Here is a 23,395-nt window from a genome sequence, read left to right on the forward strand (position 1 = left end):
AAACACGAATTTCATTAATTAGCACTGATTTTATTTAGAAAGAACATTTTTCTTTTTTGTCATTTCGACCTTTTGGGAGAAATCACATCTAATATTCTGCAACTGTGTGCTTGGCTTGTGTGATTTACTTCGTCTGTTCGCTAACGCTCGAGTCTCCTTCGTCGAAATGACAATATTGTCAAATCAGTGAAATTTGTGTTTAATAATTTTAAGCTGTTGCCAATTTTGTGGCTATTATTGGTTTTCCATTTACTATAATTGTTAAATCCTGATCGCCATCTACAGTAAAAGTGGTTTCTTTATGACTTACAGTTACTTTCAAAATTTGATTTCTGAAATTAATTTTAAAGGAATAACCTTTCCATTCTTTTGGAATTTTTGGAGAAAAATGAAGCTGGTTATTTTTGACACGCATTCCGCCAAAACCTTCCACAATACTCATCCATGTTCCTGCCATAGAAGTGATGTGACAACCTTCTTCAACTTCTTTGTTATAATCATCAAGATCAAGACGGGAAGTTCTTAGATAAAATGTATACGCCATATCCATTTTGTCCAAAACGGCTGCCTGAATCGAGTGTACGCAAGGCGAAAGGGAACTTTCATGAACAGTAAATGACTCGTAAAATTCGAAATTGCGTTTTAATTCTTCTCTTGAAAAATGATCTTCAAAGAAATAAAAACATTGTAAAACATCGGCTTGTTTGATGTATGGCGAACGCAAAACGCGATCCCAGGACCATTTTTGATTGATTGGGCGTTGTGAACGATCTAAGTCTTTTACAGGAACTAAATCCTTGTCTAAGAAGCCATCCTGCTGCAGATAAATTCCTAACTCCTCAGAAGTTGGAAAATACATATCATCAGCTACTTTTTTCCACTCCTGAATTTCTGCAGTAGAAAGATTTACTTTTTCTATAATACGTTTATGGTCTTCCGGATATTCTGAAGCAATCTTTTTAATTTGTTCCTCAGTATAATCAATACACCATTTTGCAATATAATTGGTGTAAAAATTATTGTTGATGTTGTTTTCGTACTCATTTGGACCTGTAACTCCTAAAATCACATATTGACTTTTTTCTTTAGAAAAAGAAGCTCTTTGGTGCCAGAAACGCGCAATGCCGATTAGAACTTCCAGACCTTTTTCAGGAATATAAGAATAATCTCCAGTATAGCGATGGTAGTTGAAAATCGCAAAAGCAATCGCCCCGTTTCTATGGATTTCTTCGTGTGTGATTTCCCATTCGTTATGGCATTCTTCACCGTTCATAGTAACCATCGGATACAAAGCAGCGCCATTTTTGAAACCTAAATTATCTTTGGCATTCTCAATCGCTTTATCCAATTGATTGAAACGGTATGTCAATAAGTTTCTTGCAACATGCTGATCTTTAGTTGCCATATAAAACGGAATACAATATGCTTCGGTATCCCAATATGTGGATCCGCCGTATTTTTCTCCGGTAAAACCTTTTGGACCAATGTTCAGTCGGCTGTCTTTTCCTGAATAGGTTTGGTTTAATTGGAAAATATTGAAACGAATTCCCTGTTGTGCTTTTACATCACCTTCAATTGTAATGTCTGACATTTCCCAGATTTTTGCCCAAGCCTCAATTTGATTTTGAAGCAAAGCATCATATCCTAAATTAACGGCAGCTTTGATACATTTTTCGGCTGCAGCCAAAGTATTTTCGTGGTTTAAAGAAACGGTATATCCGCCAATTTTCTGAATCGATGAGGTTTGTCCTTTTGCAATAATAGTTCCGTAAGTAAATTGTACTTTATCAATAGTAGAATCAATTGAAGAAGGAGAAATATTTACGTTTTCTCCATTGGCCAAAATCGTATTGTGCATAAAAGTAGTCACTTTAAAATGCGTTTTAAAAGTTTGTGCCGTCACATAAGCTTCACTATTTGATTTTTTTACCTCTAAAGGCTTCCAGAATTTTTCATCCCAATTAGCATCTTCATTGGTTACACTGGCATCGATGTAAGGTTTATAAACGATTTTTGCATCTTTGTTTAGAGGCGAAACATCGTATTTTATAATTCCAATTTCATCCAGATCCAAAGAAAGAAAACGGCGTACGTTTACTGCGATTTCAGTTCCGTTTTTCAGCGTAGCTTCAAAAGAACGATTGTACCAGCCTTCTTTCATGTTCAATTCCCTGCGGAAGTTTCGAACTTCAATACAAGTATTCAGGTCTAGATTTTCTTCGTTAATTTCAATATTAATTCCAATCCAGTTTGGTGCGTTTAGAACTTTTGCAAAATATTCCGGGTACCCGTTTTTCCACCAGCCTACTTTAGTTTTATCAGGATAATAAATTCCGGCAATGTAACTTCCCTGAAAAGTTTCACCGGAATATGTTTCTTCAAAATTGGCACGCTGTCCCATTGCTCCGTTTCCAAGACTGAAAAGACTTTCAGAAGGTTTTACGCTTTCTGCATCAAATCCTTCTTCTATGATGGACCAGTTGTCCGGTTTTATATAGTCTTGATTCATTTTTTTTAATTTGATAATTTGGCAAGTAGATAATTAGAAAATGTGCCAATTTGATAATTAGATAATTACTTGTTTTTGGCTATTCCTTTTTCAATTTATCCGATTAATTGCTCGTTGTTTTACTATTTTACTTTTTAATTTAGATGATTTATATTTTTAAATTATCAGTTAATTGTTTAAATGTGATAATTAGATAATCCAAGTTTGGAAAAATTATCTAATTGCCTCATTGACACATTTTCTAATTGATTAGTTTCTCAATAAACGCTGTGTTTATTTCAGTAAAATCTTTAAAAATATAATCCGCTTCATGTAAAATTGTTTCCTCACCAATTCCGACACTTATCATGCCTGCAATATTAGCAGCCTGAATTCCTGCAACCGAATCTTCGAATACAATGGCATTTTTTTGGTCAATATTTAATAATTGAGCCGCTTTAAGGAAAACTTCCGGATCTGGTTTTGCATTGGTAACATCGTTTCCGTCGACAATAACATCGAAATACGAAAGAATTCCTGTTTTTTCAAGGATTGGTCTTGCATTTTTGCTGGCAGAACCCAATGCAATTCCCTGATTTTTTTCTTTTAATAGCTGTAGAATTTTAAAAACTCCCGGAAGAATCTCACTTTCGTTCATATCAACTAAATAAGATAAATAATCTTCGTTTTTTTGAATTAGCCATTGGTCTTTATCTTCCTGAAAAGCCTGAATATTTCCTAATTCAAGTATTATATCCAGCGAACGTACACGGCTTACACCTTTTAGTAATTCGTTATGTTCTGGTGTAAAGTTTATATCTAGTGCTTTTGCAATTTTTTTCCAGGCCAAAAAGTGATATTTGGCAGTATCAACAATGACTCCGTCAAGGTCGAATATGAATGCTTTTTTGTTCATTATAAGAGGAATTCTTATTTTAAGATTTTATAGAAATATCATCTACATCTTTTACTTTGTAGACTAAAACAGCGGCAATTAAAAAACTAACACCACTTGTAATTAAGGCATAAATTGCATCGCCATTGTAAAGGTATTTTACAATTGGTCCCCCAATAAGTGCATTCACAATTTGTGGAATAACTATGAAAAAGTTAAAAATCCCCATGTAAACCCCCATTTTTTTAGGAGCAATTGATCCCGCAAGAATGGCATATGGCATGGCCAGAATACTTGCCCAGGCAACTCCAATTAAAATCATTGGGAATACAACCCAGTCTTCATTTGGCATAAAATAGATTGAGATTAATCCAATTCCTCCAATGATTAATGAAAGGGAATGTGTCGCTTTTCTGCCAATTTTTTTTGCGATGTACGGTAAGAAAAACAATGCGATTATTGCAGAAACGAAATTATAAACTCCAAATAGAATTCCGACCCAGTCTCCCGCATCCTGATATTGCTGACTTGAAGTGTCACTTAGCGGTAGACCATAAATATGATGTGCAATGGCCGGAGTTGTAAAAACCCACATTCCGAAGAGCCCAAACCAGGAGAAAAATTGTACCCAGCTTAACTGACGCATTGTAGTTGGCATTTTTGCAAAATCTGTAAAAATGTCTGTGAGTTTTGATTTTTCTTCTGAAGGAATGTCAGTTTCACTTTGCGGATCTTCAAAATGGGCTAATTCTTCCGGAGTATATTCTTTTGTGGTAAAAAGCGTCACTAGAATTGAACCAATTAAAACTGCAGCTCCAATTATAAATGATAATTTCAGATTTAAAGGAATACTTCCTGGAACGGCATTGTTTGAAATGTGAAAATAATTGGTTAAAACGTAAGGCAAAGCCGAACCAATTACAGCGCCAAAACCAATTAAGGAAGTTTGAATACTGAAACCTGATGTACGCTGATCTGTTCTTAAATTATCACCAACTAAAGCACGAAAAGGCTCCATGGCAATATTGAAAGAAGCATCCATAATCATTAACATTCCTGCTCCAACCCATAAAGCAGGCAAGACTGAAATAAAAATATTAGCCTGAGGCATTAAGATTAAACCAACTGAAGCCAGAATAGCACCTACAAGAAAAAATGGTTTTCGTCTTCCAAATTTCCCCCAGGTTTTATCGCTGTAATGTCCAATGATGGGTTGCACTATTAATCCCATCAGGGGAGCAATAATCCAAAACCATGATAACTCATGTACGTCGGCACCAAAAATTTGAAGAATTCTGCTGGCATTTGCATTCTGAAGTGCAAATCCCATTTGTATTCCCAAGAAACCGAAACTCATGTTCCAAATTTCCCAGAAACTTAATTTACGCTTTTCCATTATCGTAATTTGTAAAAATTATACGATAAGCGCTTTGCTTATCAAAACCTACTATTTTTTTCGAAGTAAAAGTAAAAGCTTTGAATTGGCTGTAAATATATAAATATATTTCAATTTTTTGTTTTCTAAAAACAAATATGACCAAACATTTTTAACTACAAGGTTGTAGTAATGAATTAAATAAGAAAAAAGTGCTGCTTAAAAATGGAAAGTGATAAAAGTGGAAAGCAAAATTAAAAGTTTAGGTTGTTTTTATCACTTTTGATTTTTCATAGTTTAAAAATTAGTCTGTTGATTCTCTTTTTATCAGATGTGTTTCAATAACTTCAGTGGTATAATTTTCGTTTTCTTCATCATCATCATTATGGTCTGCTTCGAGTCTTTCAATAAGCATTTTAGCTGCTTTATTACCCATCTTTTTTCCACTTTGGCTGACTGTTGTTATCGTTGGTGTTGAGTATTTCGAGATAATTCCGTCAGTAAAAGCAATTACAGCAAGATCTTCAGGAACTTTAAGTCCCATTTTGCTGGCAGTTTTAATAATTGTGACGGCAAAAAGCTCATTTACGGCAAAAACGGCATCAAAGGCCCTATCGTGTAAAAGCTGGCTGATTGTAATTTCGCAGGTATCTACATCTTCAATTTTTATGATCAAATCTTCGTTAAATGGTAATCCATTGTCTAAAAGAGCTTTTTCATAACCATCCGTTCTTAGTTTTCCAACGCTTACATAATCAACAGTAGTCACCAGAGCTATTTTTTTTCTTCCATTATCAATCAAACTCTGAACGGCTTCGTAAGCAGCAGCTTTATCATCAATAATTACTTTATCACATAAAATGTCATTAGTCACACGATCAAACATCACTACAGGCATTCCCTGATTGATAACTTCGGTAATATGGTGAAAATCCCCTTTGAATTGTGTTTCTTTAGAAAGAGACATGATAAAACCGTCAATGCTTCCGTTGGCCAGCATTTCCATATTTAATACTTCTTTATCAAAAGAATCATCCGACAAACAGATTACTACACTATAACCATTTTCGTTGGCAACCTGTTCAATTCCGTCAATTACAGTAGAGAAAAAATAGTGTACAATTTCCGGAATGATAATGCCAATACTTTTGGTTTTTCGGTTTTTTAAACTAAGGGCAATGTTGTTGGGTTTATAGTTATAAAACTTTGCAAAGGCCTGAACTTTTAAACGTGTTTCTTCGCCAATTTCAGAGCTGTTTCGCAATGATTTTGAGACTGTTGAAATAGACACATCCAGCTCTTTTGCAATCTGTTTCAGGGTTACTTTTCGCTTCATAATGCTAATTTGGAAAAAATGTTATTGATAATAAAGGTATGCTTAATTTTATAAAATGACAATTTTATCCTTAAAAAACCGACATAAAATATAAAGTTTTCAACACTACCACGTTTTCGTAAACCAATAAAAACTGCCTCATGTTGAGCATGTTAATTAATTTCTAATTTTGAAATTCGAAGTAAAATTAAAAGCTTAACTAACAATCAAAAACTCAAACTAATTTAAACAAAAAGTATGAAAACAATTTCCAAAAAGTTGTTATTTTTATTCCTGCTGTTACCATTTTGTATGCTTGCTCAGAGCACTTTAAACGGTACTGTTGTCGATAAAGCAACGGGACAACCAATCCCGGGAGTAAATATAAATGTACAAGGTGCTCCCGGAGGGACATCGACAGGTTTTGACGGTAATTTTCAGCTGTCTAATGTAAGAAATGGAAACAAAATTACGGTTTCTTTTATTGGATACAAAACCGCTACCGTTGATTATAATGGTCAAAAAACACTAAATATTTCACTGGAAGAAGATACTAATCAACTTAAAGAGGTTGTGGTACAGGTAGGTTACGGTACCGTTAAGAAAAAAGACGCAACGGGTTCTGTATCGCAAATCTCTTCAAAAGAATTTAATAAAGGAATTAATGTAACTCCCGAAAGTTTAATCAGCGGCCGTATTTCGGGTGTTAACGTAACAGGAGGAGGTGCTCCGGGAGCAAAAGCGGATATCCGAATTCGTGGAGGGTCATCTTTAAATGCTTCTAATGAGCCGTTAATCGTTTTAGACGGACTTCCTCTAAGCAACGCGGTTCCGAGTGGAGCTACAAGTATTTTATCTACAATTGATCCTAATGATATTGAATCTTTTACGGTTCTTAAAGATGCATCTGCTGCTGCAATTTACGGATCAAGAGCAGCAAATGGTGTAATCGTTATTACAACTAAAAAAGGAACAAAAGGAGCTGTAAAAGTAAATTTCAGTTCTCAGGTTGGTATCAATACAGTAGCAAATACAGTTGATGTAATGAGTGCAGATCAATTTCGTGAATTAGTAAATACCAAAGGATCAGCGGCTCAAAAAGCTTTGTTGGGTACTGCAAATACAAATTGGCAGGATGAAATTTTTCACACAGCGCTTACAACTAACAATAATATTTCTGTAAGTGGTTCATTGTTTAATAAATTGCCTGTTAGATTATCTGTCGGTAACGTTGATAATCCGGGAATTCTAAGAAATACTTCTTTTGAAAGAACTACGACATCGATATCATTAAACCCGGTTTTATTTGATAACCATTTAAAAATTGATATTAGCGGGAATTTATCATTTGGGAAAAATCAATTTCAGGATGAAGGTCCGGTAATCAGCAGTGCAATCGGATTTGATCCAACGCAGCCGGTTTACGAAGCGGGTTCCCGTTATGGAGGATATTTTGAATGGTTGGAGCCTACAGGTAACTTACCATTATTACCGGCAAGAAACCCTGTTGCAAGATTAAATCAGGATGAGCGCAGAGCTACTTCGACAAGAAAATGGGGAAATATCAGACTGGACTATAAGTTTCATTTCTTTGAAGATTTGAGAGCTGTTGTTGAGGCAGGTATTGATAGATTTGATAGCAGTGGATACACTCAGGTAAGTACTCAAAGCGTTTTAGGATATCAGCCAAAACCATTTAGTGATCCTGGTTATGTGAATTTAGGAAACTATAGCAGCTATACAGATATGCTGCAAAATAAAAACTTAAATGCTTATTTTAATTATACTAAAGATTTAGGAAAAATTAAAATTGATGCAACTACAGGTTATAACTACCAGTTATTTCAAAAAGAAAAATACTCATCAGGAGAAACCAGACAGCCAAACCCTAATGAAGATATTGCTACTGATCCGGATATCAACTTACAATCTTTCTTTGGACGTTTGAATTTAGGTTATGACAGTAAATATTTATTGACTTTAAATTATAGAAGAGACGGAACTTCTCGTTTTTCTGAAGATAACAGATGGGGGAATTTTGCCGGAGGTGCTTTTGCCTGGAATGTTACTGAAGAAGAATTTTTAAAAGACAACGCAACTCTTTCAACTTTAAAATTAAGAGTTGGATACGGTACTACCGGCCAACAAGATATTACGGCGCAGTATGACTATTTACGTCGGGTAACTTTAGGAACAATTAATTCGCAATACATTTTTGGTAATACTATTTATACAACAGCCAGACCAGAAGGATATAACGAAAATATCAAATGGGAAGAATTAGCTGAGATGAACGTAGGCATTGATTACGGATTTTTTAATGACAGGATTACAGGAACGATTAATTATTTTGATAAAAAATCAACTGATTTATTAGCAGATATTGCAGTTCCTGATGGAGCAAATATTAGAAATCAAGGTTTTTTTAACATTGGTAGTGTAAGAACAAAAGGGGTTGAGTTTAGTATTCAGTCTGATATCGTTAAAAATGATAACCTGACCTGGAATGTAGCTTTTAATACTACTTATGTTGATCAAAAGATTTCTGAGTTGGGAATTACTGTTCCGGGTTTTCAAGGTTATTTGGCAGGAGATAATATAGCCGGTGGAAATGGAAATAAAATCCAGATTAATTCAGTAGGGTTTACACCAAACTCATTTTTTGTATTTGAGCAATTGTACGATGCTGACAAAAGACCAATTGCCGGCGCTTATGCTGATAGAAATGGAGACGGAAAAATTGATGCAGGTGATCGTTACAGATACCATAAACCAGCACCGGATTATACTTTTGGTCTATTTTCTACTTTAAACTACAAAAAGTTTGATTTTACAATGAACTGGAGAGCAAGTTTAGGAAATTATATTTTTGATAACGTAAGTTCTAATTATGGATATTCTGATGCAGGCTTAAGAAGACAAACAGATTTGTCTAATGTGAGTTCAGATTATTATAACACTGGTTTCACTTTTGAAGATAATGGGACACAACGTTATTTGTCTAACTATTTTGTGAAAGATGCTTCTTTTATAAAATTAGATAATGTTACACTTGGATATACTTTTGATAAAACGTTATTAAAAGCAGCATCTCTAAGATTTACAGCTGGAGTTCAAAATGTTTTTGTACTTACGAAATACGGTGGTTTAGATCCGGAGAAATTTAATGGAATTGACAATAATGTTTACCCAAGAGCCAGAACTTTCTTGTTTGGAGTAAATGCAAATTTCTAATAAGGCACTTAAAACAATTTAAAAATAAACAAAATGAAAATATCATTTAAATATATATCTTATTTTCTCCTATTTATTTTAGGATTAAGTATGACGCTTACTTCATGTACGAGCGATCTGGATGTTACGCCAGGTGATGATGATGAATTTTTATCTGAAACTTTTTTCCAGGATCCAGCATCATACAAAGAAGTATTGGCAAAATTATATGCAGGTTTGTATGTAGGAGGTAATGATGGCGACGGTTCTGCAGATATTGCCGGACTTGGAGGTGATTTTAGCAGTTATTTACGTTTGCTTTTTGTAACACAGGAGTTTACAACAGATGAAGCTATTATTGCCTGGGCCGATGGTACTTTGCCAACATTAAATGCTCAGACCTGGTCGCCTGCAAATGAATTTTTGGAAGGGACATTCTCCAGAGCGTTTTATCACATTAGTGTAGCAAATGAGTTTTTAAGACAAACTACTGATGAGAAACTAACTGCCAGAGGTGTGGATGCAAATTTGAAAGCTGAAATTGCCACTTTTAGGGCAGAGGCTCGTTTTATGAGAGCTTTCTCCTATTACAACTTAATGGATTTATTTGGAAATGTGCCAATCACTACAGAAAATGATCCTGTGGGATTCTTTTATCCGGTACAAAAATCAAGAGCAGAAGTTTTTGCTTATGTAGAATCTGAATTAAAGGATTTAGACAATAGTTTAGCTGCCTCAAAAACAAACGAGTATGGGAGGGTAGACAAAACTGCCGCTAAATTTTTATTGGCACAAATTTATCTAAATTCTAAAGTATATACAGGAGTAGAAAGAAATAACGAAGCTGCTACATTGTGTAATGAAATCATTACTGGTTCAGGATATACTTTTGCAGAAGTTCCTTACAGTTATTTATTCTCTGCGGATAATGACAGAAATGGTGCTCAAACTGAAGTTATTTTTCCAATTATAGGCGATGGTAATGCTATCAGAGCTATAGGAGGAGGAATGAGTTTTATCATGCACGCTTCTATTGGAGGTAGTATGGATGCAGCATCCAGAGGTATGGACGGTGGATGGCAAGGTATTAGAACTCGTAGAGAGTTTGTAAATCTTTTTCCTGACGAAAATGCAATTGCAGATAAAAGAGGAACATTTTATACCAACGGTCAATCAAAAGACATTAAAAATGTTGGAACTTTTACAGACGGTTATGCTGTAACGAAATACATCAATAAAAATTCTGATGGTTCTGCAGCTCAAAGAAATGATATCCCGGATATCGATTTCCCAATGTTCAGATTAACTGATGTTTATTTGATGTATGCTGAGGCAACTTTAAGAGGAGCTACAACAGGAAATATTGGAACAGCTTTAGGTTATGTGAACAAAATCAGAACCAGGGCAAATGCAGCAACTATTGGGACTGCACAACTAACGCTTGATTTTATTTTAGACGAAAGAGGAAGAGAATTATTCTGGGAATGTCACAGAAGAACTGATTTGATTCGTTTTGGAAAATTTACAGGAGGATCAAAAATCTGGCAGTGGAAAGGTGGTTCTATAAATGGTAGCGCTACCGACTCATACAGAGACTTAATGCCTATTCCTGCAAGAAATATTCAGGCAAACCCGACTTTAAAACAAAATACCGGATACTAACTAATCTTATAAATTAATAAAAATGAAAAATATATATAAAATTTTAATCGCATTCATTGGTGTACTGGCAGTATCATGTAATGCAGATGATGTAGAAGACAGACCAGTTATTGAAGCAGCAACTGCTCCAGTGTTATTAACGCCAAAATCTGATTTTAGTATTGTTCTTTCTAAAGAAACAGAAAATAATATTGCTACAACCGTAGTTTGGGATGACGCTCAATATGAAGGAACAGAAACTGTTGTAAATTATGTTATCGAAGTTGGTAAAGCAGGAACTAATTTTGCTTCACCGGTCGTAGTATCAAATACAACTGCAAGATTTAAAGCTTTAACGGTAGCTGAACTAAATTCAGCATTAGTTAATGGAGGTTTTGTTGAAAAGCAAGAAAATAAAGTAGACATCCGTATTAAATCGGTTGTAGGAGCTTCAGGTTTGCCTCAATATTCTAATATTTATACATTCACGGCTACTCCTTACCACGTTCCTTTAGCTACTTCTCACTGGTTGGTAGGAGCTGCAACTCCGGGAGGATGGACATGGGCAGGCGATGCTGAAACAGAATTTCCTTTAGTTATTGGTCAGACAAATATTTACCAGGTAACTGTTGTTCTTAAAAGTGGAGAAGCTTTCAGAGAGTTTTTAGGAAATAACTTTACAGGTGATGGTAACTGGGATGCCAGTCATAATTATACTTATTATTCAGGATTGGGTTATACTATTGATTCAGAATTGGTAAATGCTGGCGATGGCGACAGCAATTTCAAATATACAGGACCAACAGGATCCAGAGTTTTGAAAATTGACAATGTTGCAAAAACAATCACATTAGACTAATTTTTTAAGTTCCAATAAATTAAAGGCTATCTGCGGATAGCCTTTTTTAATAACTAAACGAAACTATGAAAAAATCATTACTCTTAATTTTTAGTTTATTTACGGTAATTGTTTTTGCACAGCAACAAACCGTCACATATTCCGTAAGTCCGGCTACTTTTGAAGAAACTGATGCCGTAACCATAACAATTAACGGAAACAGCATCAATGAAACTACATGGGGAATTATTGGAACTCATGAATTGTATTTATGGGCATGGGCTTTTGATACCAATGACACTACTGCAAAAGGAACACCAAACAACGGTACGTGGACAGCTTCCAGCGCAGCGAGTATATTTACATACAACGCAGGAACAGATACCTATACAAAAACCATAACACCGGCTACTTATTACAATGCAACCGGAATTGGCAGAATTGGTTTTTTGGTTAAAACAAAAGACGGAACCGGAGATAAAAAATCACAGGATATTTTAGCCGAAGTAGGTACTTTTCAGGTTGCACTTACTTCTCCTATAGAAAACAGCACTGCAATTTTAGCATCAGGTTCTAATTTTAATATTGTTGCCACAAATACAAATGGTGTTGCCGGTTATGTTTTAAAATCAAACGGAAATACTATCAATACCAATACAAGTACTGTGAGCTATTCATTTAATCACACCAATATAACGACTAATCAGAGTTACGAATTATTGGTGACACAAGGAGCGACAACAATCTCTAAAAAGTTTTCGGTTGTGGTAAATCCAAATACAGTTTCAGAGGCTATGCCAGCAGGTTTGGTTGATGGAATTAATTATAATTCAGCAGATTTTACCAAAGCCACTTTAGTTTTGGATGCGCCTTTAAAAGATTTTGTTTACGTTGCAGGAAGTTTTAATAATTGGCAGCCTACATCGGCATTTGCCATGAAAAAAGACCCAATTTCAGGAAAATTTTGGTTAGAATTATCGGGCCTGGTTTTAGGAGTGAATAATACTTATCAATATTGGGTAGGAGATGCGACACCATTAGTAAATTCGCCTTCATTGGTTAAAACAGCCGATCCTTATTCTACGTTGGTTTTATCTCCTTATGATGATGCTTCGATTCCAGCGATAAATTATCCAAATATGCCGGTTTATCCATCAGGACAGCAATTTGAAGTAACCGTTTTAAAAACCGGACAAACATCGTATAACTGGCAGGTAACCAATTTTACAAAACCCGAAAAAGATAAATTAGTTGTGTATGAAGTTTTGGTTCGTGATTTTGATGCAAACAGAAATTACCAAAGTTTAATTGACAGAATCGATTATTTTAAAAATCTTAAAATTAATGCTATCGAATTAATGCCTGTAATGGAATTTGAAGGCAATGAGAGTTGGGGTTATAATACTTCTTTTCATATGGCTTTGGATAAATTTTATGGCAGTTCTGATAAATTAAAAGAACTCATCGATTTATGTCACCAAAACGGAATTGCAGTTATTCTGGATGTGGCTTTGAATCACGCTTTTGGAAGAAATCCGATGGTGAGAATGTGGATGAATGATCCTGACGGAGATGGTTTTGGATCGCCAACTACTGAAAATCCTTATTTTAATACCGTTGCAAAACACAGTTATAGCGTTGGTGAAGATTTTAACCACCAGTCTCTTAAAACTCAAAATTATGTAAAACGTGTAATCAAACAATGGGTTGAGGAGTATAAAATTGACGGTTTACGTTGGGATTTAACCAAAGGATTTACTCAAAATTGCACTGCTTCAGATGAAAGTTGTACTAATGCTTATCAACAGGACAGAGTTGATGTTTTGAAATCGTATGCAGATTATTCATGGAGTTTAGACGCTACACATTATACTATTTTTGAACATTTAGGGACTGATTTAGAAGAGCAGCAATGGGCAAATTATAAAATTACCGAATCGCCAAGCAAAGGAATCATGATGTGGGGTAATATGAATGCTGCTTATAATGAGTTGTCTATGGGATATACAAGTAATATTTCGAGAATGACGGGTTCAAGTCACGGTTTTACTACAAATAGGTTAATGGGTTATGCAGAAAGTCATGACGAAGAACGCCTGATGTATAAAAATATTCAATACGGAAATTCGGCAAATTCAGCACATAATGTAAAAACATTAAGTACAGCTTTGTCAAGAATGTCAGCTATTGGAGCAGTTTCATTGTTAGTTCCCGGGCCAAAAATGATTTGGCATTTTGGAGACTTAGGTTGGGATTCTTCTATTTTTACTTGTAATAATGGAACCGTAAATGATGCTTCGGCGACTATTACCGGAGATTGTAAATTAGACACTAAACCACAGCCTCAATGGACAGGAAGCTGGTTGTCAGATTCAGGCAGAAATAAAATTTACTACGATTGGGCCAAAATGATTGCGTTAAAAACGAAAGAGCCTGTGTTTTTGGGAACAACAACAATGGCAAATACAAGTTCTTTGTATGCAAATATTAAAATTACGAATGCAAGTTTAGATTCAGGTCAACTTAAGGATGTATTGATTTTAGGCAACTTTAATGTAACCACACAGAACGTTGCAACAGGTTTTTCATATCCTGGAACGTGGTATAATTTAATGGACAATACTACAATAAATGTTACAGATGTTAATGCTTTGATAAGTATTCCGGCAGGAGAATTTAGAGTTTACGGAAATAAGCAGGCTAGTTTGGCTATTGCCGATTTTGAAAAAGGAACTACAGTTAATTTGTATCCAAATCCTGTTTCAAATTATTTTACGCTGAACATTGCTTCTGTAAAAGTTGAAATTTATGCTATCTCCGGTCAATTGGTAAAAAGTTTTACAACCAATGAGAATCCGGATTTTCAATTTGGCGTAAGCGATCTAAAATCGGGTTTATATATTGTAAAAGCACTGAATGCTAATAGCAAAATACAAGTAATGAAGTTTATTAAAGAATAGATTAACAGATTTTAAAATTTTGGTTTGGTTAGTAATGCAAAAGGGCTGTCTATTTCGAGACAGCCCTTTTATTTATAATTTATTTTTCTTTATCGTATTCTCCAATTAAAGCAAAATATCCAAACGTTCCCAATCCTAAAACAATTAATGGAGTCAAGATGAACAGAATGATGATTCCGAATACTAAATCATCTTGTTTATCTGAAAGAAATTTTGGCAAACCAAATTCAAAAATGCAAAAATAAGCTGCGGCAATTGCCAGTACAATCCACAATATGCCTAATATTTTTTTAATTAGATTCATAATCAGTATCTTAATTAGAGGTGAGTAGTTTTATTTTTATTATCGATATAGATCATTCCAATTACAAAACAGACAGAAGCTATTACGATTGGATACCAAAGACCGTCCAGATAAAAATCGGTTTTGCCGGAATCTTTAGCATGAGTTACAAAATAAGTAGAAATTGCAGGAAGCAAACCTCCAAAAATTCCGTTTCCAACATGGTAAGGCAGTGACATTGACGTATATCTGATTTTAACCGGAAACATTTCAACTAAAAAGGCAGCAATTGGCCCGTAAACCATTGTAACAAATAAAACCTGTACAAATACTAAGAAAATTAAAGCCCATTCATCGTCTGAATTGATTGTAATTGAAGTGGTAACCTGAGCTTCCTTTTTGGTTGCAAAAAGAGTTTTTTTCTCTACTGATACAGTTCCGTCGGTAAATTCTTTATAAGTAGTATAAACAGAATCTTTCGTTTTGGTTAATTCATTTGTAATTTTTGTTTTTTCTGTAATTTCAGTTTTAAGATTGGTATCTGTTGTAGTGTACATTGCTTTATAAATAGGTCTGTAAAGCAAAATAGCAAGCAACATTCCGCCCATCATAATATATTTACGTCCAATTTTATCACTCAGCCATCCAAAGACAATAAAAAATGGAGTTCCTAACAAAAGAGCAATCCCTAATAAACTATCAACCTGTGAAGAATCGATATTCATTACGGTTTTCATGAAGCTCATGGCGTAAAATTGTCCGGTATACCAAACTACTCCCTGTCCCATGGTAGCTCCAAACAGAGCAAGTAAAACAAATTTTAAGTTATAACGATTACCAAAACTTTCTTTTAACGGATTTGTACTGGTTGTGCCTTCTTTTTTCGCTTTTGCAAACTCAGGAGACTCATCCATGTTTTTTCGGATCAGGTAAGAAACGCCTACCATTACTATTGAAACCCAAAACGGAACACGCCATCCCCAAGTATCAAATTCTTCGCTCGAAAGAACAGTTTTTGTTGCCAAAATTACCATTAACGAAATAAATAAACCTACAGTTGCCGTGGTTTGAATCCATGATGTCCAATATCCTTTTTGTCCTGCAGGAGCATGTTCAGCTACATAAGTGGCCGCTCCGCCATATTCCCCTCCAAGAGCTAAACCTTGTAGCAAACGCAGGAGAAGAACCAATAAAGGAGCTAAAAAACCAATAGTTTCATAACTCGGAATACATCCTATTAAAAAAGTAGAACCTCCCATTAATAATAAGGTAGCCATAAAAGTATATTTTCGGCCAATAATGTCACCAAGTCTTCCAAAAAATAAAGCCCCAAAAGGGCGGACTACAAATCCGGCAGCAAAAGTGGCTAAAGTAGACAGAAACGCGGCGGTGGGATTGTCACTTGGAAAAAATTTGGTTGAGATCACAACAGCTAAACTTCCAAAAATATAGAAATCATACCATTCAATCATTGTTCCCATTGAAGAGGCAGAAATCACTTTCCAAATGCCTTTTGTAGATGTTTTACTCATAAACTTGTTAATATGTCATTGATAATAAATAAATACTTAAAATATTTTTTTACGAATATAAAAGATATTTATTTATTCAATTGCTACTTTTTTAACAAATAGTGATTATTTATTGACAATTTGTTTTTTGAGTGAAATTTGGCTTCATTTTTTAAGGAAGAAAGAGAGATTTTGAAAATATTGGGAAGGAAGTTGATAAAAACAAAAAACCCGAATATTGCTATTCGGGTTTTGGTGGTGCCTCCAGGGATCGAACCAGGGACACATGGATTTTCAGTCCATTGCTCTACCATCTGAGCTAAGGCACCATGCTAATTATCTCACTTTATCTCTATTTTCATAGCGTTGGGTGAACGTGTTTGCGGGTGCAAATATAGAATGATTTTTAGTTTATCCAAAACATTTTTTAAAAAAAATCAATTCGTACCTTCGCATTGGTAAATAAAAAAATATGGTTTTAACAATTGATATTGGTAATACTCGAATTAAAGCGGCTGTCTTTGAGGGAAGTACTGTTTTGGAAAATTTTGTTTTTGAGAAAAAAGAGCTCGAAAAAAAAATTGAAAATATTTTAAAAAAATTTCAAAATTGCTCTGATTTGGTTGTTGCATCAGTCGGAAATGTCGAAAAACAATCTTTTTTGGCTTTCGAAAATCAACTTAATGTACATTTTTTGACACATGAAGATGTTTTTCCGTTTATAAATAAATATGGAACTCCAAAAACTTTAGGAATCGACAGGATGGTTTTGGCTTCCGGCGCAACTTTGCAATTTCCAAAGCAGAACAGATTGGTTATTGATGCGGGAACTTGTATTACCTACGATTTTATCGACGAATTTGATAATTATCTGGGAGGAGCAATCTCTCCTGGGCTTCGATTGCGTTATGAAACGTTACATAATTATACAGCCAGACTGCCTTTGCTGGCTTTGGAGGCGCCTGAATCATATATAGGAAACACTACTGCAGAAGCTATACATTCGGGTGTTGTTAATGGTTTCGTCTATGAGATTGACGGTTTTATCGATGAATATCGTGCAAATTTTTCAAATTTTATAATAATTTTAACGGGCGGAGATACAGATTTTTTGGCTAAACGATTAAAAAATACCATATTTGCCAATTCAAATTTCTTGCTTGAGAGTTTGAACCAAACATTTCAATATAAAATCAACAATGATTAAAAAAATTATACTAAGCGTCTGTTTGCTTATCTCGTTCGTTTCATTAGCTCAGCAAGGTACATCCTCTCCTTATTCTTTTTATGGAATTGGTGATATGAGATTTAAAGGAACCATAGAAAACAGATCGATGGCAGGTGTTTCGGTGGAGCAGGATAGTGTTCACATGAATGTTGAAAATCCTTCAAGTTATGCGAGTTTGAAACTAACTACTTTTACTGTAGGAGGTACTTATGGTACATCTAAATTAAAAACGGATACTGAAAATGCGAGTGCCAAAAGATCAACCTTTGATTATTTACTTCTTGGGATACCAATGGGTAAATTTGGTTTTGGTTTCGGATTAATCCCGGTTTCTTCAGTTGGATATAAAATTCGAAATGATAATACTGCTACTGATGGGGCACTAAGTAATCAGTTTGAAGGAAAAGGAGGTTTAAATAAAGTTTTCTTTGGATTAGGATATAAAATAAAGCCAAACTGGAGTGTTGGTGCTGATTTGCAATATAATTTTGGAAAAATTGAAACAACAAGTCTGGAGGTAATCACAGGGGTTTCAAATGGAACAAGAGAGGTTAATACTTCAGAATTGTCAGGTGCCAATTTTAATATTGGGACAATGTATCAAACCGAAATTCATAAAAAAATCAACTTGTTTACCAGTTTAAGCTACACCTTTTCGAGCAATTTAAAATCAACAAGTGAAAGAACGATTGATGTTGATGGTGATCCGGATCCTGTAGTATTTGCTTCGGTTAATAATACTTTGCAATTACCAAACAGATTAACTATTGGTGCAGGTATTGGAGAAGCAAGAAAATGGTTGGTCGGTACTACTTTGGCTTTTCATGGCAGCGGAAAATTTGAGAACTATTATAATACCACTGATAAAGTTCGTTATGAAAATTATTCTAAATATGCTATTGGAGGATATTTTATACCGAACTATACATCATTCTCAAGTTATTTCAGCAGAATAACGTTAAGAGCAGGTATGAAATATGAAAAAATAGGATTGGTGGTTAATAATGAGTCGATAAAAGATGTAGGAGTTACTTTAGGTGCAGGATTTCCTATTACAGGATCATTTTCAAATGTTAACTTTGGAATTGAATATGGAAAAAAAGGAACAGTTTCTTCAGGCTTGATTCAGGAGAATTATATAAATTTCAGCCTTAGCTTCTCTTTTAATGATAGATGGTTTGTGAAAAATAAATTCAATTAAAAGTATAAAAAATATGCTTTTTTAAGCTCGCTACAATTTACTACATTTGGCAAATGAATTTACCAAAAAGACATAATATTATAACCGTTGTCACAGTTTTTGCTGTGACACTGTTTTTTGGATGCGAAAGCAATTTTAAAGAAGTTCAGAAAATTAACTTTTCAGAATTTATTCCAGGGACTGATGCAGATACGGTCAATATAAAATATACAGATTCGGGACGAATAACCGGTGTTTTAAAAAGTCGTAAAATGTTGGATTATTCCAGTGTTGAGTTTCCTTTTACGGAATTTCCCAAAGGGATTGATGTTACCTTATATGATAAAAAACAAAAACGTACTTTTATAGTAGCAAATTATGCGGTTTCATATAAAAAAACCGGTATAATTGATTTGCAGGGGAAAGTAAAAATCACTTCTGAGGCAGGACAAATGCTGGAAACAGAACAATTATACTTTGATCAGAAAAATGAGTGGTTTTATACAGAAAGAAAGTTTAAGCTTACTGATGCAAAAGGTGTTTCTCATGGTCAGGGAATAGATTTTAGTAAAGATTTTAAAGTGATAAATTCACAACGGGTAAGCGGTGAAATTGAAGCCAATGAAGAATAAAATATAAATTATGGGTTATTTAAAATATACACAATACGTTTACTTATTAATTGCAGTTGCTTTTATTTATGATGGAATTACAAAGCTAAATGAGCCTGATGGAACTCCCTGGCTTAGTTTTTTGATTGCAGGTGTAAGTGTTTTTATGTTTTTTTTCAGAAGAAAATTTTCTAAGAAATTTGACGATCATTATAAAAAACAGTAGAAAATGGAAATTAGTATTATAATACTGTGTTTAATACTATCAGCCTTTTTTTCAGGAATGGAAATAGCCTTTATTTCCTCAAATAAGATTTATCTTGAAATTGAAAAGAAACAAGATAATTTTATTTCCAAAATACTCACCAGACTTACTGAGAAACCATCTAAATTTATTGCTGCAATGCTTATTGGAAACAATATAGCATTGGTTGTTTATGGGTTTTTTACAGGTGATCTGATTCTGAAATGCGTTATTCATCTTGGATATCAATTTTCAGATTATACAAGTTTATTTATTCAGACTTTAGTTTCGACTTTTATTATTTTGGTAACTGCCGAGTTTTTTCCGAAAGTTCTTTTTCAAATTTACGCCAATTCCTTAATTAGGATTTTTGCTGTTCCAGCCTATATTTTTTATCGGTTGTTTTATTATATTTCCACTTTTTTTATCTGGATTTCCGATTTTGTTTTAAGGAAATTTTTTAAAACCGAAGGAGATCAGGTACAGTTGTATTTTAGTAAAATTGAACTCGGAAATTATATTACAGAACAAATGAGTACTGTTGAAGATAATGAAGAAGTTGATTCAGAAATTCAGATTTTTCAGAATGCATTAGAGTTTTCAGGCTTAAAAGCACGTGATATTATGACGCCCCGGACAGAGATTGTAGATGTGGATTTGTTTGACAGTATTTCGGATCTTAAATCCTTATTTATAGAAACGGGCTACTCTAAGATTGTTGTAAGTCAAAATTCACTTGATGATATTGTGGGTTATGTACACTCTTTTGATTTGTTTAAAAAACCAAAAACCATAAAATCAGTTTTAATGGCAGTTGAATTTGTGCCGGAAACGATTTTAATAAAAGATGCTTTGAGTTTACTTATCAAAAAAAGAAAAAATGTAGCCGTTGTTTTGGATGAATACGGAGGAACTTCCGGTATTATTACAATTGAAGATATTGTAGAAGAATTGTTTGGTGAAATCGAAGATGAGCATGATTCAGACGAAGAATTGATCGAACAGGAATTAGGAGAAGGGAAGTATCTTTTTTCAACAAGGTTAGATGTGACATACTTGAATGAAACATATAAGTTAGAAATCCCGGAAGATGATTCTTATGGAACTTTAGGTGGGTTTATTGTAGATTTTACAAAAGATATTCCTCAAAAAGGCGAAAAAATAACCATCGGGAATTATCATTTCTCGATAGAAGAATGCTCAAACAAGAAAATAGAATTAGTAAAAATGTCTATAAAAGAGTGATTTTTTTTTACTAATTAAAAAAATTGCGTAAAATAAAAGGCTAGTTGTATTGTTATTAACTAGATAATTGTATTTTCGCAAACTGAATATAAAATTAACGATAATAAAAATGGCAGTTTTAGCAAAAATTAGACAGCGTTCCGCATTATTGATAGGAGTTATTGCACTTGCATTATTTGCATTTATAATACAAGATCTTATAGGTAAAGGAACATTTAGTCAAAGTTCAAAAGATGTGGGAAGCATCGATGGAAAGGATATTTCATTTGAAGACTTTAGAGTTAAAGTGAGTAATGTCGAAAAAAGTGGACAAGGAGTTACTACCACTGAAGCTGCAAACAGAGTATGGGATCAAGAGGTTTCAATCGCTTTATTGTCAGCTCAATTTGATAAATTAGGATTGAGAGTTGGAGAAAAACACCTTTTGGAAGTTTTAAAAGCTGATCCAAATATTGGTAAAAATCCAATGTTCTTAAATGCAGCAGGCATGTTTGATATTGTTAAATTCAAAGAATATTTCAAATCAAATCCGGAAGCAGCCCAGTTTATTACTGAAAAAGAGAAAGAAGCTACTTTAAATGCAAAATTTCAAATTTATAATACACTTGTAAAAGCAGGACTTTATACAACTGCCAGTGAAGGAAAATTGAAATATGAAATGGAAGCCAATAAAGTAAACTTTGCTTATGCAGGAGCTTTATATTCTTCTATCAAAGATAGTGAAGTAAAAATTTCAGATTCTGAAATTGTTGACTATATGAAGAAAAACGAGAAAAAATTTAAGGCAGATGCTACTCGTGAAATTCAATATGTGTTAGTTGAAGACAAACCTTCAAAAGAAGATGAGGCTGAAATTAAAGCAAAAATTACTGCTCTTTTAAATGGAAGAGTGGAGTACAATGCAAAAACTAAAACAAATGATACATTACCAGGTTTTAGAAATGCAACAAACATTGCTGAATTTGTAAACGCTAATTCTGATGTTCCTTACGACTCAACTTACATTGCTAAAAATTCTTTGCCTGCAGTTGATGCAGATAAATTATTCAGTTTAGCTCCGGGTCAAATTTATGGACCATATGTTTTTGGAAAATACTATGCTATTTCTAAATCTTTAGGATTTAAAGCAGGTGTTAATGCAAAAGCAAGCCATATTTTAATTGGTTATGAAGGATCTCAGACGCCAAACCAAAAAGAAAAAAGAACTAAAGAAGAAGCTAAAGCTAAAGCCGAAGGTATTTTGGCTCAGGTTCAGGCTAATCCGGATAGTTTCATGATGCTTGCATTTACAAGTTCTGATGACTCATCTGCACAACAAGGTGGTGATTTAGGATATTTTGGTCCAAACCAAATGGTAAAACCATTCAATGATTTTGTATTCAATAACGGAATTGGGAAAGTTGGTTTGGTTGAAACACCTTTCGGTTTTCACATTATCAAAATTACAGACAAACAAGACGGTATTCGTTTAGCTACAATTGCTCAAAAAATACAGCCTTCTGAAGCTACTTCTGATAAAGTATTTACATTGGCAACTAAATTTGAAATGGAAGCTGCCGACAAAGATTTTAATGCTACAGCTAAACAATTAGGATTAAAAGTTGCAGCTCCTGTAACAGCAAAAGCAATGGATGAGGCTTTTGGTCCATTAGGAAATCAACGTTCAATTATAAGATGGGCATTTGATAAAGAAACAAGTGAAGGAGATGTAAAACGTTTTGAAATTGCAAATGTTGGTCATGTAATTGCACAATACAAAAGCGAAAACAAATCTGGTTTAGTATCAGTTACACTTGCAAGACCTTATGTTGAGCCAATCTTGAAAAACAAGAAAAAAGCAGAGATATTAAAAGCTAAAATGACCGGTTCAAGTATTGAAGCTATCGCTAAAAGTGCTGGTGTTGCAGTACAACAAGCAACAAATGTTACTATGGATAATCCTGTTTTACCAGGAGGAGTTGGGCAAGAGCCTAAAGTTGTCGGAAATGCATTTGCTTTATCCGCAAATAAAGTTTCTGCTCCAATTGAAGGAAATACAGGTGTGTATGTTGTAAAAAATATTAGCACAGTTAAAGCTCCGGCAATTGCTAATCATGCTGCTTATGTTGCTAAATTAAAAGCACAAAGTACTTCTGATGCCAGCAGAATTTTACCGGCATTGAAAACTAACGCTAAAATTGAAGATAACAGATTACAATTTAACTACTAGTTTTTAGTACATAAATTAAAAAATAAAACCCGATACTTTTAAACTTAAGTATCGGGTTTTTTTGTACCATTATCTCAGGTTTTTAGCCTAAAATTCAGTTTTTGGTTTGATAGAAAATTCAAGATCAGCTTCTTAATAGATTTGTATGGATTATGATTA

The 23,395-nt window shown here is 34.0% G+C and carries 16 protein-coding genes and 1 tRNA gene; 10 read left to right on the forward strand and 7 right to left on the reverse strand.

Annotated elements, in window-relative coordinates; genetic code table 11:
• Nucleotides 1-208: 208 nt before the first annotated feature.
• The 4 genes from PMI10_RS03810 to PMI10_RS03825 all read right to left on the reverse strand — a co-directional run bounded on the left by PMI10_RS03810 (nt 209) and on the right by PMI10_RS03825 (nt 6,094).
• On the reverse strand, nt 209-2,509 hold the full coding sequence (locus PMI10_RS03810) for a glycoside hydrolase family 65 protein (protein ID WP_007804682.1): 2,301 nt from the start codon (nt 2,507-2,509) through the stop codon (nt 209-211).
• 241 nt (nt 2,510-2,750) lie between these two features.
• Nucleotides 2,751-3,404, reverse strand: coding sequence for a beta-phosphoglucomutase (pgmB, locus tag PMI10_RS03815; protein ID WP_007804684.1), 654 nt, complete (start codon nt 3,402-3,404; stop codon nt 2,751-2,753).
• Between the two features lie 19 nt (nt 3,405-3,423).
• The gene (locus PMI10_RS03820) at nt 3,424-4,779 is read right to left on the reverse strand and encodes an MFS transporter (RefSeq protein ID WP_007804686.1); all 1,356 of its coding nucleotides are present in this window, start codon (nt 4,777-4,779) and stop codon (nt 3,424-3,426) included.
• A 283-nt stretch (nt 4,780-5,062) separates the two neighbouring features.
• Entirely contained in the window at nt 5,063-6,094 is a 1,032-nt protein-coding gene (locus PMI10_RS03825) for a LacI family DNA-binding transcriptional regulator (protein WP_007804688.1), read from the reverse strand.
• A 237-nt stretch (nt 6,095-6,331) separates the two neighbouring features.
• Between PMI10_RS03825 and PMI10_RS03830 the strand changes: the two genes are divergently transcribed.
• The 4 genes from PMI10_RS03830 (at nt 6,332) to PMI10_RS03845 (ending at nt 14,725) form a co-directional block, all read left to right on the forward strand.
• Nucleotides 6,332-9,307 carry a SusC/RagA family TonB-linked outer membrane protein gene (locus PMI10_RS03830; RefSeq protein WP_007804690.1) on the forward strand — a complete coding sequence of 992 codons (2,976 nt, stop codon included), beginning with the start codon at nt 6,332-6,334 and terminating at the stop codon, nt 9,305-9,307.
• A 33-nt stretch (nt 9,308-9,340) separates the two neighbouring features.
• On the forward strand, nt 9,341-10,948 hold the full coding sequence (locus PMI10_RS03835) for a RagB/SusD family nutrient uptake outer membrane protein (protein ID WP_007804693.1): 1,608 nt from the start codon (nt 9,341-9,343) through the stop codon (nt 10,946-10,948).
• Between the two features lie 22 nt (nt 10,949-10,970).
• Complete coding sequence (locus tag PMI10_RS03840) at nt 10,971-11,786, forward strand: SusE domain-containing protein (protein WP_007804695.1); 816 nt, start codon at nt 10,971-10,973, stop codon at nt 11,784-11,786.
• 65 nt (nt 11,787-11,851) lie between these two features.
• A complete protein-coding gene (locus PMI10_RS03845) occupies nt 11,852-14,725 on the forward strand; it encodes an alpha-amylase family glycosyl hydrolase (protein WP_007804697.1) in 2,874 nt (957 codons plus the stop codon).
• A 79-nt stretch (nt 14,726-14,804) separates the two neighbouring features.
• Here the strand turns inward: PMI10_RS03845 and PMI10_RS03850 are convergent, their stop codons facing one another.
• The 3 genes from PMI10_RS03850 to PMI10_RS03860 form a co-directional block, all read right to left on the reverse strand.
• The gene (locus PMI10_RS03850) at nt 14,805-15,029 is read right to left on the reverse strand and encodes a DUF6814 family protein (RefSeq protein ID WP_007804699.1); all 225 of its coding nucleotides are present in this window, start codon (nt 15,027-15,029) and stop codon (nt 14,805-14,807) included.
• Nucleotides 15,030-15,043: 14 nt separating this feature from the next.
• On the reverse strand, nt 15,044-16,540 hold the full coding sequence (locus PMI10_RS03855; RefSeq protein WP_007804701.1) for an MFS transporter: 1,497 nt from the start codon (nt 16,538-16,540) through the stop codon (nt 15,044-15,046).
• Between the two features lie 232 nt (nt 16,541-16,772).
• Nucleotides 16,773-16,848, reverse strand: a tRNA-Phe gene (locus PMI10_RS03860).
• Nucleotides 16,849-16,991: 143 nt separating this feature from the next.
• Here PMI10_RS03860 and PMI10_RS03865 point away from each other — a divergent pair.
• The 6 genes from PMI10_RS03865 to PMI10_RS03890 all read left to right on the forward strand — a co-directional run bounded on the left by PMI10_RS03865 (nt 16,992) and on the right by PMI10_RS03890 (nt 23,236).
• A complete protein-coding gene (locus tag PMI10_RS03865) occupies nt 16,992-17,726 on the forward strand; it encodes a type III pantothenate kinase (protein ID WP_007804702.1) in 735 nt (244 codons plus the stop codon).
• Nucleotides 17,719-18,948 (forward strand): hypothetical protein, encoded by a 1,230-nt coding sequence (locus tag PMI10_RS03870; RefSeq protein ID WP_007804703.1) that lies wholly within the window; start codon nt 17,719-17,721, stop codon nt 18,946-18,948. The genes PMI10_RS03865 and PMI10_RS03870 overlap by 8 nt, the downstream gene beginning before the upstream one ends.
• A gap of 53 nt (nt 18,949-19,001) precedes the next feature.
• A complete protein-coding gene (gene lptC / locus PMI10_RS03875; protein ID WP_007804706.1) occupies nt 19,002-19,559 on the forward strand; it encodes an LPS export ABC transporter periplasmic protein LptC in 558 nt (185 codons plus the stop codon).
• A gap of 10 nt (nt 19,560-19,569) precedes the next feature.
• Complete coding sequence (locus PMI10_RS03880) at nt 19,570-19,764, forward strand: hypothetical protein (RefSeq protein WP_007804708.1); 195 nt, start codon at nt 19,570-19,572, stop codon at nt 19,762-19,764.
• 3 nt (nt 19,765-19,767) lie between these two features.
• Nucleotides 19,768-21,027, forward strand: coding sequence for a hemolysin family protein (locus PMI10_RS03885; RefSeq protein WP_007804709.1), 1,260 nt, complete (start codon nt 19,768-19,770; stop codon nt 21,025-21,027).
• Nucleotides 21,028-21,136: 109 nt separating this feature from the next.
• A complete protein-coding gene (locus tag PMI10_RS03890; RefSeq protein WP_007804711.1) occupies nt 21,137-23,236 on the forward strand; it encodes a peptidylprolyl isomerase in 2,100 nt (699 codons plus the stop codon).
• Nucleotides 23,237-23,395: the final 159 nt, after the last annotated feature.

The organism is Flavobacterium sp. CF136 (assembly GCF_000282055.1).
In the GTDB taxonomy this organism is placed as follows: Bacteria; Bacteroidota; Bacteroidia; order Flavobacteriales; family Flavobacteriaceae; genus Flavobacterium.

Coding starts and splice junctions, on each gene's coding strand:
- PMI10_RS03810 (WP_007804682.1), bottom strand. CDS start 2,509: ATGAATCAAGACTATATAAAACCGGACAACTGGTCCATCATAGAAGAA.
- pgmB (WP_007804684.1), bottom strand. CDS start 3,404: ATGAACAAAAAAGCATTCATATTCGACCTTGACGGAGTCATTGTTGAT.
- PMI10_RS03820 (WP_007804686.1), bottom strand. CDS start 4,779: ATGGAAAAGCGTAAATTAAGTTTCTGGGAAATTTGGAACATGAGTTTC.
- PMI10_RS03825 (WP_007804688.1), bottom strand. CDS start 6,094: ATGAAGCGAAAAGTAACCCTGAAACAGATTGCAAAAGAGCTGGATGTG.
- PMI10_RS03830 (WP_007804690.1), top strand. CDS start 6,332: ATGAAAACAATTTCCAAAAAGTTGTTATTTTTATTCCTGCTGTTACCA.
- PMI10_RS03835 (WP_007804693.1), top strand. CDS start 9,341: ATGAAAATATCATTTAAATATATATCTTATTTTCTCCTATTTATTTTA.
- PMI10_RS03840 (WP_007804695.1), top strand. CDS start 10,971: ATGAAAAATATATATAAAATTTTAATCGCATTCATTGGTGTACTGGCA.
- PMI10_RS03845 (WP_007804697.1), top strand. CDS start 11,852: ATGAAAAAATCATTACTCTTAATTTTTAGTTTATTTACGGTAATTGTT.
- PMI10_RS03850 (WP_007804699.1), bottom strand. CDS start 15,029: ATGAATCTAATTAAAAAAATATTAGGCATATTGTGGATTGTACTGGCA.
- PMI10_RS03855 (WP_007804701.1), bottom strand. CDS start 16,540: ATGAGTAAAACATCTACAAAAGGCATTTGGAAAGTGATTTCTGCCTCT.
- PMI10_RS03865 (WP_007804702.1), top strand. CDS start 16,992: ATGGTTTTAACAATTGATATTGGTAATACTCGAATTAAAGCGGCTGTC.
- PMI10_RS03870 (WP_007804703.1), top strand. CDS start 17,719: ATGATTAAAAAAATTATACTAAGCGTCTGTTTGCTTATCTCGTTCGTT.
- lptC (WP_007804706.1), top strand. CDS start 19,002: ATGAATTTACCAAAAAGACATAATATTATAACCGTTGTCACAGTTTTT.
- PMI10_RS03880 (WP_007804708.1), top strand. CDS start 19,570: ATGGGTTATTTAAAATATACACAATACGTTTACTTATTAATTGCAGTT.
- PMI10_RS03885 (WP_007804709.1), top strand. CDS start 19,768: ATGGAAATTAGTATTATAATACTGTGTTTAATACTATCAGCCTTTTTT.
- PMI10_RS03890 (WP_007804711.1), top strand. CDS start 21,137: ATGGCAGTTTTAGCAAAAATTAGACAGCGTTCCGCATTATTGATAGGA.